10 protein-coding genes are annotated in these 12865 nt (G+C 54.2%); 3 read left to right on the top strand and 7 right to left on the bottom strand.

From position 1 onward, the window contains the following. Positions 1-235: 235 nt before the first annotated feature. Positions 236-1033, bottom strand: coding sequence for a tRNA (guanosine(46)-N7)-methyltransferase TrmB (gene trmB / locus HF984_RS06110; protein WP_168614800.1), 798 nt, complete (start codon positions 1031-1033; stop codon positions 236-238). A 228-nt stretch (positions 1034-1261) separates the two neighbouring features. Next, on the bottom strand, positions 1262-1672 hold the full coding sequence (locus HF984_RS06105) for a hypothetical protein (RefSeq protein ID WP_168614791.1): 411 nt from the start codon (positions 1670-1672) through the stop codon (positions 1262-1264). A 283-nt stretch (positions 1673-1955) separates the two neighbouring features. On the opposite strand from HF984_RS06105, the gene HF984_RS06100 reads away from it, so the two are divergent. Next, complete coding sequence (locus tag HF984_RS06100; RefSeq protein ID WP_168614790.1) at positions 1956-3395, top strand: amino acid permease; 1440 nt, start codon at positions 1956-1958, stop codon at positions 3393-3395. Positions 3396-3464: 69 nt separating this feature from the next. Here HF984_RS06100 and HF984_RS06095 read toward each other — a convergent pair whose 3' ends face one another. The 3 genes from HF984_RS06095 to HF984_RS06085 form a co-directional block, all read right to left on the bottom strand. Next, positions 3465-4709 carry an MFS transporter gene (locus HF984_RS06095; RefSeq protein WP_168614789.1) on the bottom strand — a complete coding sequence of 415 codons (1245 nt, stop codon included), beginning with the start codon at positions 4707-4709 and terminating at the stop codon, positions 3465-3467. A gap of 78 nt (positions 4710-4787) precedes the next feature. Continuing rightward, entirely contained in the window at positions 4788-5588 is an 801-nt protein-coding gene (locus HF984_RS06090) for an HNH endonuclease family protein (protein WP_168614788.1), read from the bottom strand. A 71-nt stretch (positions 5589-5659) separates the two neighbouring features. Then, complete coding sequence (locus HF984_RS06085; protein ID WP_168614787.1) at positions 5660-7003, bottom strand: hypothetical protein; 1344 nt, start codon at positions 7001-7003, stop codon at positions 5660-5662. Positions 7004-7326: 323 nt separating this feature from the next. On the opposite strand from HF984_RS06085, the gene HF984_RS06080 reads away from it, so the two are divergent. Continuing rightward, positions 7327-9690, top strand: coding sequence for a Tex family protein (locus tag HF984_RS06080; RefSeq protein ID WP_168614786.1), 2364 nt, complete (start codon positions 7327-7329; stop codon positions 9688-9690). Between the two features lie 106 nt (positions 9691-9796). Here HF984_RS06080 and HF984_RS06075 read toward each other — a convergent pair whose 3' ends face one another. Continuing rightward, positions 9797-10339: a GtrA family protein gene (locus HF984_RS06075; RefSeq protein ID WP_168614785.1), complete on the bottom strand. Its 543-nt coding sequence runs from the start codon at positions 10337-10339 to the stop codon at positions 9797-9799. 337 nt (positions 10340-10676) lie between these two features. Here HF984_RS06075 and HF984_RS06070 point away from each other — a divergent pair, with 337 nt between their 5' ends. Continuing rightward, positions 10677-12236 (top strand): amino acid permease, encoded by a 1560-nt coding sequence (locus HF984_RS06070; protein WP_343947480.1) that lies wholly within the window; start codon positions 10677-10679, stop codon positions 12234-12236. A 175-nt stretch (positions 12237-12411) separates the two neighbouring features. Here HF984_RS06070 and HF984_RS06065 read toward each other — a convergent pair whose 3' ends face one another. After that, on the bottom strand, positions 12412-12843 hold the full coding sequence (locus HF984_RS06065; RefSeq protein ID WP_168614784.1) for an Lrp/AsnC family transcriptional regulator: 432 nt from the start codon (positions 12841-12843) through the stop codon (positions 12412-12414). Positions 12844-12865 lie beyond the last annotated feature (22 nt).

Below are 12865 nucleotides of genomic sequence, written 5' to 3'. Positions count from 1 at the left end.
TCGCTGGTGAGCCCGGTTATACGCTGGTTGGGCAACGGTCTCTCCGGTATGGCTTGAGGTTATTTCTGGCGATTTAGTCCTCTTATTTTGCCATTGGTGGGGCCGTTGTCTTTTGGTGGGGTGGGGTTGCCCCTCCCTTATGAATAAGCCTCAGTAATCAGACATAAAAATGACCCGGTTCCGTGCGGTGCCCGAATTTTCGGGTAAAAGGTACAGAGCCGGGTCATCTTTTTACTTATGAGACACGTCGGTAGGTGAGGTCGTGGGCGCGGCGTCCTGCCTCTCCTGCCTTGCGTTCGAAGGACGTGAGCGTGCGTCCTTCCCAGCGAGGTGCCCAGCCACCGATGGGGTCTTCATCGGTTGCGCCTTCACCGGCGTGTACGTTTTCAAAGTCGGGGTGCGCTTCTAGGACTTCGCGCATAACCAGTGCGTATTCTTCCCAGTCGGTAGCCAGTCGCCAGATACCGCCGGGCTTGAGGACGCGAGCTACTTTGGATGCGAAGTCTGGTGACACTAGGCGACGCTTGTGGTGGCGGGACTTGTGCCAGGGGTCCGGGAAGAAGACCCAGAGTTCGTCCACGGAGTTTTCTTCGAGAAGGTTATCAAGCAACTCCGGTGCGTTAGCCTGAGCCACGCGAACATTCTCAACCTCAGCCTGCTCCATTTTCAACAGCAGGTCTGCGATTCCCGGGGTGTAGACCTCAACGGCGAGAAAGTTGTTTTCGGGTACTTCGGATGCGCGGTGCACAATAGCCTCGCCCAAGCCGGAACCAATCTCAACAACCAGGGGAGCGGTCCGTCCATAGAGAGCTTCCTGATTAAAAGTTGCCTCGGGTGCAACAGAGGTGTCTGCTACCAGGCGGGGCAAATCAAGGACGTGGGTGGGTGCGTATGTATCCCATGCTTTTTGGCGACGCGAGGTGAGTCGGTCGCCGCGTCGTACGAAGGAGTAAGGCTGTCGGTAGAACTTTTCGGGAGTAGGCTGCTCGGTAACGTCGATACCCTGTGCCAGTTTTTCTTCGCGTGCCGCCATGTCGGCTTTTTGCTTGTTGGTTTCCACAAAGACTCCTTGAATCTAATGATGAACCGGTGCAGACGGAAACTCTAAGCCTCACCGGGTGCGCTAGAAGATGAGCGCTGAGGTAACTGTTCAATGATAGTGGGTGTGTGCCTGTAGTCGGGCGTGAAAAAAGGGGTTCGTTGTGAAAGCCACAACGAACCCCTTTGATCTAAAAATTATTGAGTGATCTCAGCGAAGGGTTTAGAGAAGACCCTTGCGTGAGGTGATCAGTGCAAGACCTGATGATACGAGGAAGATGTCCTTAGCCAAAGCGGTACCTTCCTGTGAGGGGCGGATGCCGTCTTCGAGGGTCATGTCATCGTTCTTGAAGTACATGGTGAGCATGCCTGCGCCGAAGCCTGCAAGACCGAGGCCTGCAACCTTAGCGGGAACGATGGGGCAAAGAAGTGCTGCGCCGAGTGCGATTTCAGCTGCGGTCAGTGCCTGGCCGAACTGCTTGTCTGAGAGCTTGTTGACCTGGGGTACACCGGTTGATGCCATGCCCTTGAGGTAACCGTAGGTTTCCTCATCCATCTTTGCCTTGCTGAGACCTGAGTTCAGGATGAATGCGCCGGCAGTGGTGCGAAGAATTGCGTTTGATACGAGACCCATGTGAATTTTCTCCTTCGTGGATATGGTGTGAGGTGCGCTGTGTGCGTCCTTCTTCTGCAAGATTACTTTACTTGTAAAATAAAATCAAGCAATCTCACTTACTATTTTTTCACGATTCCACATAAAACGGTGTCCAAAGTTCGAAAAAATTGCATCAGATTGCCGAGAGCAAGCGAACCGGCGCACTACAATGAGTCAAATAATAAAATTCAGACACAGTTTGATAAAGCTCTTGCGACGGTATGGTCTAAAGGAGGCTATACCTCAACGAATAGGAGGAGCGATGGGAGAACTATCGCAAGCGTCCCACTCAACTGAGGGGGAGCTGCAGCGCGGTTTGTCTAACCGCCATATTCAGCTAATCGCCATCGGCGGTGCAATCGGTACCGGCTTGTTCATGGGATCCGGCCGCACCATCTCAGTAGCAGGCCCATCAATTCTCTTCGTGTACGCCATCATCGGCTTCATGATCTTCCTGGTGCTTCGCGCAATGGGCGAGCTTTTGCTGTCTAACCTCAACTACAAGTCATTCGGCGACTTCGCAACCGACATCCTCGGCCCCACAGGCGGCTTCTTCGTTGGCTGGTCTTACTGGCTGGCGTGGGTTGTTGTTGGCGTTGCAGACACCATCGCAATCACCAACTACGTTCATTTTTGGTGGCCGGATCTTCCCTCATGGATTCCCGCTATCGTTCTGATTCTTGCCCTGCTCACCCTGAACCTTCCGAGCGTTAAGAATTTCGGCGAAATCGAATTCTGGTTCGCGATGATCAAGATCGTGGCAATTATCGTTTTGATTATTGTTGGTCTGGGTATGGTCTTCATGGGCTTCACCGCTCCCAACGGCAACAAGGCTCAGATTGCGAATATCTGGAACGACGGCGGACTGTTCCCCTTCGGCGTGCACGGTTTCTTGGCCGGCTTCCAGATTGCCTTGTTCGCGTTCTTTGGTGCTGAGCTAATCGGTACCACCGCAGCAGAAACCCAGGATCCCCGCAAGACTCTGCCCCGCGCTATCAACAGCGTTCCCGTTCGCATCATTCTCTTCTACGTGCTGACCCTGGCTGTTATCTTGATGGTTACCCCCTGGCGCGCCATCCCTTCAGATCAGAGCCCCTTCGTTGAAATGTTTGCTCTTGCAGGCTTGGGCGTCGCTGGTTCTATCGTGAACTTTGTGGTCTTGACCAGCGCTATGTCATCGGCTAACTCCGGTGTTTTCTCCACCTCACGTATGCTCTACGGTCTGGCTGAAGAGGGCACTGCGCCGCGCGTATTCTCTAAGCTGTCAAAGACCGGTGTTCCCCGTAATGCCCTGTACCTCACCGCTGTTTTGATGCTCTCAGGCATCGTTCTGTTGTACTCGGGTGATGATGCGATGACCGCGTTTGAGCTGGTCGCAACGGTTACCGCGCTGTTGGCAATGTTCGTGTGGTCCATGATTCTGGTGTGCTACTTCATCTACCGTTCAAAGCGTCCTGAAGTTCACGCTGCATCAGAGTACAAGATGCCCGGTGGTCGCGTTTCAGCAGCTATCGCTTTGCTCTTCTTTATCGCAATGATTGTTGTTTTGGGCCAGGATCCTGAGACCTTGAAGGCACTGATGGTTCTGCCCATCTGGTTTGTTCTGCTGACCATCGGCTGGTTCATTGTCCGTAAGTCGCCTGCTCGTATTGCCGGCTACAAGCGCTTCAAAGAAGATTTGAAGAAAGAAGTAACGTTCTAAGCTCTACGGTGTAGCGACTGAATAACACTTGGTAATACCCGCCCCGCAATTTTGCGGTGGCGGGTATTTTTATGCGCGCGGTGAGAAAAACAGGGCAATCAAGGTGGCAGAGAGCAGGGCGAGCGTGCCGCAAGAAGCTGCGGTGAGCGTCCATCCTTCGTGGGCGAGAAGAAGATCGGTTGCCCAGCCGACGCTCGCTGACCCCACATAGTAGAAGACGTTATAGAGAGCTGTTGCTTGAGTCTTTGCGCGGGTTGCGATGATGCCTACTTGGCCGGATGCGAGCGCGTGCGCGGCGAAGAACCCGGTGGTGAGAATAACCAGTTCCGCAATAATAACTGGCAGGGGAGAGAGCGCCGTGAGGGCGATACCTCCGGCCATGAGAAGCGAACAGGCCACAAGAACTTTTTTCGCTGAGAATCTACGGGCAAGTTTGGACGCGGTCGCTGATGAGAAGGTGCCAAACAGGTAGGTGAGAAACAGGAAAGAGATGAGTGAGACAGGAAGAGAATAGGGCGGTGCTTCGAGTACGAAACCAATGTAGTTGTAGATGCTCACGAAGGCACCCATGAGGGAGAACGCTGCGAAATACAAAAGAAGCAGTTTCGGGTGTTTGAGGTTGACCCAGAGCTTTTGAACAAGGTACGTGAGAGAAAAGCCGTCTTTTGTAGCATGAGGTTTTGTGAGCGAGTTAAAAGATGCTGCCGCTTGAGCCAATGCACCGCGCGATAACAACACCGCGAAGAAGCTAGCTGCGCACGCTGCCAGAATTGATACGGCCATCAGCGCCCACCGCCAGCCCACCAGCTCCACTAAAACACCCGAAACTAGGCGTCCGACTAATCCGCCGAGCGAAGTGCCCGAAATAAACAGGCTGGTTGCTGTGACCTGCGCTGAAAAATGGGTCACCGAGACAATAAAAGAAATCGCTACGCCGGTGACTGCGGCGAGAAAAATTCCTTCGAACACGCGAAGCCCTAAAAGCAGGGGATAGGACGAAACCCACGGCAGGCACAGGCCCAGTAGAGTTGCGAGGCTCAGCCCGAGGATCATGGTGCGGGCGCGTCCCCACGCATCAGCCACAAATGCCCAAACAATAGAGGCGAGAGCCAGACCTGCAGTCGCCGCAGAGATAGAAAGCGCCGCAGCATCAGCGCTAATTGATAAATCACGTGCCATAGCGGGCAAAGCTGCCTGCGGCGAATAGAGCTGAGCGAAAACCGCCATACCGGCACAAAACATCGCCATCAGTAACCGCGCATATTCGCGACTGCCCTGAGTGAACCCGGAAAATTGTTGCCCCTGTGCGCTCATGTTTGCCCTCCCGCGTCATTCTTGTTGTATCACGTTGCGTGAGGCAACTGTAGGTCAGAGGGGATGCGTGAAGTAGTGTTACCCCACGAACTGAGAGCGGTATGCCGGCTGATCCGGGCAGGAGTTCAGCACATCCTCCATGGCTGATTTTTCGGCGCGAGTGACCCACAAACCATAGGCTGCTTTGACAGAGACCTGTCGCGCCACGTATTCACAACGGTAACCGGGTTGCGGTAGCCAGGTTGAGGCGTCCTGATCAGACTTTTGCGTATTAGCCTCACGGGAGGTTGCCTGCAAATTAAGCGGGTCGGTGGCAATTTGTTGGCGTCGAACGTCGTTGAGCGATGACGCGCCTGTGGTCCACGCATTGCTCAGCGCCACCACGTGGTCGATAGGAATGAGCGATGAAGAGTTTTCACCGCGTTTAAAATCAACGGTACCGAGCGTGTAGGGGTCATCGAGGACACCCGATAGCACGCGGCATCGTGAGTCTTCGACAGCGTTGTTAAGATCGCGCGCCAAAATGTCATTGCGCTGGTCGCATCCATTGCGGTCGGTATCTGTCCACGCCCTGCCGAACTTATCGCGTGAGTAACCGTTCTGGCTACCCTTGTCTTTGACTTCTAGCGTTGAAAGCACCGTTAGCGCTGTGGAGTATTCTTTGGGATGCGACAGGTCGAACCCGGTGTTGTCGATAGTTTTGGTGGGCTCTTGCCCAACAATTGCGCCCCACACATTGTCGGGGATTTTCTGTAGCGCCGCTTCTAGCGACCAATTGGCGCTGCGCAGCCACGAGATACCAAGCACCAGCGTAAGAACAACAACGACGGTAGCGATGAGCGTGAACAGAGTAGAAGAAGAGCGGGACTTTCTGGGCATAGGTAGAGTTTACCCCGCCTAGCTGGGCGGCAGATTCACTGCCTGCGCACGGTGGGGCGGGGTAAATTTCTTTAGGACTCAGTATCGATAGATACGGTGGGTTCAGGAACCACAATCATGGGAATTGAACCAGTTCCGGGATGAATCACATCTGCACCGGGAGCGGCTACGGGATCGTCCGACTGGTAGTAGTCCACCTGATCAGCGCCGCAGCTAAAGTGCATAGCGTTAATGACGGCGTGAGCTGCCTCGTGGATGTTCAAGAAATTGTGGGTCCACGATGGGCGAGACTCATCGGGAGCAGACCAACCGTGAGCGAACAGGTAATCGGTATCTTGCGTGAGCTGAAGGTTCTCAAAAGCATCCGCCGGAGTGAGCTGACAGAGGTAGCCGCTGGGCGCACGAAGAACACTCACAAATGGAGTGTACTCCTCTGCCTCCACAACCTCGGGGCTGAGGTAGTAGATGCGCAAGGTCTGCATCCACGGCAGTTCCTCAAGACGAGAAACCATCACATTCACCAGGTTTTCCCATCGTTTTGATGCAGAAAAATCTTCCGCTGAGGTGCCCGCGCTTTCAACAACGCCAATACCCTCAGCTGCCAGCTCCTCAATAGAGAGCGAGGTGTTCCAGTCCTTGGTTGAAGACACCGGCAGAGCCTTACCCGCACCCATAGACACCGCATCGTTGATGAGCTTACGGCCCTTTTGCAAACCGTTATGCCACGAACCGAAGCGTGCACGAATAGCACTCACCGTGGGCACCTTACCGTAGTGATCACGATCCGTTGACCACGTACCGTACAGCAAAACAGCGGGCTTACGATCGTAGCGGATGCAGTAGCTCAAGAAATCAGCCAGCACATTGCGGAACTCGCGCTCTGAAATAGATGAAGGATCAACAGACGGTTCAATCTCATCAATATCAGGCGGACAAATACCAATGCGCAGAAGAGCGCTACTCCACGAACCATTACCCAGGCGGTCAGTAATCACCTGACGCGACGGCGGCCACGCCACCGCGTCCTGATCAACCTCGGCCAACTCAGGCGGCAGATTCTCTAACATCTCATCGTAGGTGGCCTCATCGACCATGGTGTACGGGTGCTGAGAAAGATAATCCAGCGCAGCACCAATCTTAGACATCACCAGCGCAATGCTCTCGGGGCTCACCTGCGCCATCTCAAGCATGCGAGGAACATCCTGCATAATCGTGGGATCAATATTGACAACGGTGTAGCTGTAATCCGGCTCTAAATCCAAGGTGTACGCCACCGCATACCACAGGGCAGATGCCATCATCACGTTGTTAATCGGCTGCTCTCTGCGACCGACAAAAATCCACTCACCGGTAGAAATCGCGTGGTTCAAATAATCAATGGGAGCGTCCGGGAAAATAGTACGAAAGCGTGACATAGCTTCGCTGGGGGGCAAGACCCATCGCTGCCATTTCACCAATGACCGACGAGTAAGAAGACAAAAAGTCCTCGTAGCTCGAATCGCTGGTGGTGAGCATTAGAATCTCCTCAATAAGTGCACCGTAGGGGAGTAACTACAAAAGCGTGGGTGCGCGCACTTTTGTGGCTAAATTTTGGATATACCAACTCTAAAACTGCAGGGGCACAAGACCAAAGATAAACGCTCGTGATGCCAAACATTACGCGGGACATCTTCTCGTAATCCCACCTGCGACTGTGCCTAATTACTGCAGCGTACAACATCGTGAGAGACTATAGATTATGACTACCCAAAGCCCCTCCCGCGATACCGCAATCATTCAACGGATCACCGATGAACTTGGCGTGCACGTATGGCAGGTGAAGGCTGCAGCTGAGCTGATGGACGCTGGCTCAACCGTTCCGTTTATCGCGCGTTACCGCAAAGAAAAGACGGGGTCTTTGGACGATGCCCAGTTGCGCACGGTGCAACAGCGGCTGACCTATCTACGTGAGCTTGAAGAGCGCCGCGGAGCTATTCTCAGCGCGCTGGATGCTCAAGGCGTCACCGATGAGTCTCTGCGTGCCGCGCTACTCAGCGCAGAAGACAAAAATACGCTAGAAACCCTGTACGCACCGTACAAGATGACGCGCCGTACCAAGGCGCAAATTGCCTATGAAGCGGGGCTTGAAGACCTCGTTGAGGACCTCCTCGAAGTACCACTGGCGAGCCTGCGAGATATCGCATCCGCCTACATTCACCCGGCAGAAGAAGGCATGCCCGCCGACACCGCGGTCGAAACTGCCGAGGATGCGCTCGCCGGCGCCCGCGCTATTTTGATGGATCGTGCGGTGCACGATCACGAGCTGGTGGAGGCACTACGCGATAAAATGTGGCGAACCGGCGTTATTAGCTCCAAGATGGTGGCAGGTAGCGAGGAATCCGGCGCCAAATTTGCTGACTATTTCGATTTTTCCGAGCAGATTCGACGCATCCCTTCGCACCGCGTACTTGCACTGTTGCGCGCTGAAAAATCCGGTGCGGTGAAAGTGAGCATCGACGGGGCTGTGCCCGCACCGGCTGTTTCTAAGCTTCGCGGCGCTGAGCTCGCTCAGGCATTGGTTCAAGCCGAAGAATATGACCACGTCCGTGCCGGGTACGAGTCTCAGGTTGCTATCGATCTTGGCATTCCGGTACAGGTTCTCAACACTGTGAGCGAAGATGATGACCGCGTGCTGTCCTGGCTTGCCACCACCGTGCGCCAAACCTGGCGTCAGCGCCTGCTACCGCGTCTTGCGACCGATATTCGCAATGCTCTGTTTGAAAAGGCGCAGGAGGACGCCATTGCCGTCTTTGCTTCGAACCTTCGAGATTTGCTCTTAGGTGCTCCAGCGGGTTCTCGCACGGTACTGGGGCTTGACCCGGGGCTGCGTACCGGTGTGAAAGTTGCGGTAGTGGACGGCACAGGAAAAGTGCTAGCGACTGACGTTATTTACCCGCATGCCCCGCATCATCAGAAGGACGCTGCGCTCGATACTCTGCAGCGTTTGTGCACCGAGTACTCTGTAGATTTGATTGCTATCGGCAACGGCACCGCCTCACGCGAAACAGACCGTCTGGCGGGGGAGCTTATAGCTCGTATCGGCGCGCATCAGCTACAAAAGGTTGTGGTGTCTGAGGCGGGCGCGTCCGTGTATTCAGCCTCAGAACTTGCCTCTGCCGAACTGCCTCAGCTCGATGTTTCTTTGCGCGGTGCTGTGTCCATTGCGCGCCGCTTGCAAGATCCGCTGGCCGAGCTGGTGAAGATTGACCCCAAGTCGATTGGTGTGGGGCAGTACCAGCACGATGTTTCTGAGTCCCTGTTGAGCTCAACTTTGGACGCGGTGGTGGAGGACTGCGTGAACGCGGTGGGTGTTTGGGTGAACTCTGCCTCGCCGGCTTTGCTGGCGCGCGTGGCCGGTCTGAGCACCACCATGAGCGAGAACATTGTGGCCTACCGTAATGAGCATGGCGAGTTCACCTCTCGCAAGCAACTACTCGATGTGCCGCGCGTAGGGCCTAAAGCTTTTGAGCAAGCCGCAGGATTTATTCGCATCACCGACGGCGATGAGCCGCTGGACTCCTCGGCTGTGCATCCTGAGGCATACAGCATCGCGCGGGCTATCGTGAAGGACGCCGGGGGATTGCAAGGTACTTCTGTTCCGGCTGCCGCATTGTTAAAGCTCGAGCCTGAAGACTATGTGACTGACACCTTTGGCCTGCCCACCGTGCGCGATATCTTTGCCGAGCTTGCACAGCCCGGGCGAGACCCGCGTCCTGCCTTCAAGACCGCCAAGTACGCGGAGGGCATTGAAAAAATTGAGGACGTCAAGGTCGGTATGAAGTTAGAAGGTACGGTATCTAACGTAGCAGCCTTTGGCGCTTTCGTTGATATTGGTGTGCACCAGGACGGCCTGGTGCATGTGTCTGAGATGAGCCGCGACTTTGTGAATGATCCGCACGATATTGTGCGCTCAGGCGACGTAGTGACGGTGCGCGTGACGGATGTGAATCCGGCGCGAAAGCGCATCTCGCTGAGCCTGCTTTTGGATGAGGAAACCGCGCCAAAAAAGCCTGCGGGCAAGCGTCCTGCTGGCAAAAAGCACAGGTACGGTCAGCGGGCGTAGAAGCGCCAGCTTGAGCAAATTGTAGGAAGAGATTTCTAGCCGTGGCTCTTTGTGCGTTCGCTAGCTCGCATCCGCCACGTCTAACCTCTCGCGGTTATCGAGAAATCTAAGCGATCTTGTCAACCGAGCCTGGGGCTGGACGCGCGGGCTCAATCACCGGGAACTTAGAAGTGAACGGCGGTAGAGTTTCGGAATGCTCCGCGTTCTTGCGTGCTTCTTTGCCATGGAATACAAAGCGATCGAGTGCCCAATAACGGAAAACCATTGCCAGCAGTGTACCCAGGATGGGGCCAGCAATAAAGTCAGAAATTTCCTGCACCAAGAAGCTCACGTGCGGCTCTTCAATATGGAACACGTAGCGTGAAATCCACTGCGGGGTAGCGTTCACGATAATGCCCAAAATCGTCACAATCACAAAGCCAACGAACTCTTTGGGGCGAGCTGCGCCGGAGGTGTGCTCCCACGTCCACCGCGATGATAGGTAATAGCTCACGATAGATGCGATAGCCGTAGCAATCAACAGCGCAGTCGTCGGCTTATCGGTGAGTACCGTGTACTTCAGTCCGTAGTTAATCGCCATCGTCAGAACGAAGCAGAAACCGCCCACCATTAGGAACCTAAACTTAGGATCCTTTATGAACTCTTTCATTTTCCCCCCTGACTGCGCGCCTGCGCCCAAGACCGTCCAGCAAAGTTATGCCTGATTACAGTATCACCCTTCTCTTTGCAGTTGTTGATAACCGGCGTGAGTGAAATATGTCAACCAAACATCAGGTAAATTGACAGTTTGCTTCAGTTTTTACCTTAAAGGTGTGTTGTGAATTACTTTCCAAACCTTCTATGGTTGTATAGCTGAGTAAATCTAGTGATAGAGCAAGAACTCATCTGCACCGAGTATCTCTGTCATTTGTGTTTACGTACCCGCGCTTCACCGCAACGACGCGGCGCGTGCGTAAATACCTCATAAAAATTTAGGTGAGGCTATCGTGCAAGAACATACTTCTTCTCAGCAGAACATAGATGTTGCTGCTGATCCTTTTGCCCACGAGCAAGAGGGATTCCACAAGGGCTTAGGTGCCCGTCAGCTTCAGATGATTGCAATCGGTTCAGCAATCGGTACCGGTCTGTTTTTGGGCACCGGTGGACGCCTAGAAACCGCCGGGCCTTCGCTAGCTTTCGTCTACGCTATCTGTGGTTTCTTTGGCTACCTAATTCTGCGTGCTCTGGGCGAGCTGATTGTGCACCGCCCATCATCGGGATCCTTCGTTTCCTATACCCGCGAGTTTTACGGTGAAAAAGCCGCATACGTTTCGGGCTGGTTGTACTGGCTTAACTGGGCAATGACGGCGGTTGCCGATGCGACCGCTATCGCGATTTACATTGAATGGTTCGGGCAGTACAGCGACTTCATCGCAGGGCTCAACCAGGGCGTTATCGCGCTAATCGTTGTGGTTCTGGTGGTCTCGCTCAACCTGTTATCGGTCAAGGTCTTTGGCGAGCTTGAATTTTGGTTTGCGCTGATTAAAGTCGGTGCGCTTGTGATCTTCTTGCTGGTCGGTATCGGCTTCTTGATTTTCGGAAACCCCAGCGGAACTCCCACTGGTTTCTCGCTCATTACTGATAACGGTGGCTTCTTGCCCAACGGGCTCTTGCCCGCCATGATCGTGGTTCAGGGTGTTGTCTTTGCCTACGCAGGTATTGAGCTCGTAGGTACCACCGCAGGTGAGACTCAAAACGCTGAGAAAATCATTCCCCGCGCCATCAACACAGTGATTATCCGTATTGCCGTGTTCTACGTTGGTACCGTTTTGCTGCTGTGCATGCTGCTGCCTTACACCACCTACTCAGCTAACGAATCACCCTTCGTTACGTTCTTCAATTCAATCGGTGTTGATTACGCTGCACCCATTATGCAGTTGGTTGTTATTACCGCAGCGGCATCATCGATGAACGCGGGCATGTACTCCACCGGACGCATCCTGCACTCTATGGCGGTTGCTGGCTCAGGCCCCAAGATTGCTGCCAAGATGTCAAAGGGTGGCGTGCCCGTTGCAGGTATCTTGCTTACCGCTGTTATCGCGCTAATCGGTGTGGTTCTCAACTTCATCGTGCCTGCGCAGGCATTTGAGATTGTTCTGAACATCGCGGCAATCGGAACGATGGCAAGCTGGGCAGCTATCGCCATGTCACACCAGAAGTTCTTGAAAGAAGTCAAAGCAGGACGCTACAGCCGCCCCGGCTACAAGGCACCCGGCGGACGCTTTAGCGACTGGGCTGTGATGGCATTCCTCGCCGTCGTGATGGTACTCATTGCTCTGGATTACCCGACCGGTACCTACACCCTGGCATCTATGGCATTGGTTGTTCCGATTCTTATCGGCGGCTGGTTTGTGGTTCGCAAGCGCGTCTACGAGGCAGCTGCTGTGCGTGAAGGCTACACCGGTGCTGTCCCGATTCTGGCACACCGTCCCGGCGTCGATACCGCTCACAGTGAAGGACGCACCTTCCGCGGGTCGGTGAGAAACACCTTCGACGACGAACGCTAGAATCCGCTAACTTCTTGCGTCTATAAGCCGTGGGCCTCAACACAATCGTTGAGGCCCACGGCTTTATTCTGTTGCTGTGCGATACCAGCGGCAGGCATACCCCATAGTCAGTAGACTATTGGTGTATGCCTGACACTTCGGCGGTTGGCCAAAATATCGTAGAGCCTGTAGAGATTTACGGCCCCACCTGCGTCAAAAGGATGCTGGTCTGCGAGTTGCTGATACCTTTGACTGCCGCGATTTTCTGTAGGACAGCATCGAAATCACTCAGCGAGCTGCACCGAATATGAGCCACTAAATCCCATACGCCGTTGGTGGTATGAATTTCTTCGACCTCAGGCATCAGCCTCAACTGTTGAACAGCGTAACGGGTGGCGTGATTGTCCACCTCAAGCATCGCTACAGCCCTCATGCTCTTGTTGATTTCTTCATCAGACACCCGCACGGTGTACCCCAGGATGATTCCGCGCGATTCTAGACGCGCCATCATGTGGGTAATGGTGGCTCGCGTGACGCCGAGTTGAGTAGCGAGCGAAGAAACCGTGGCACGCGCGTTCTTGCGAAGTGCTGTGAGTAACTGATTTTCAGCAGAAGTGAGGTGGGGCATAAGCAAAATGTTACTTTATCTG

The organism is Rothia terrae (assembly GCF_012396615.1).
Taxonomy (GTDB): Bacteria; Actinomycetota; Actinomycetes; order Actinomycetales; family Micrococcaceae; genus Rothia; species Rothia terrae.
The sequence above is the reverse complement of the archived record's forward strand: the minus strand, read 5'-3'. Positions and strand labels throughout refer to the sequence as shown.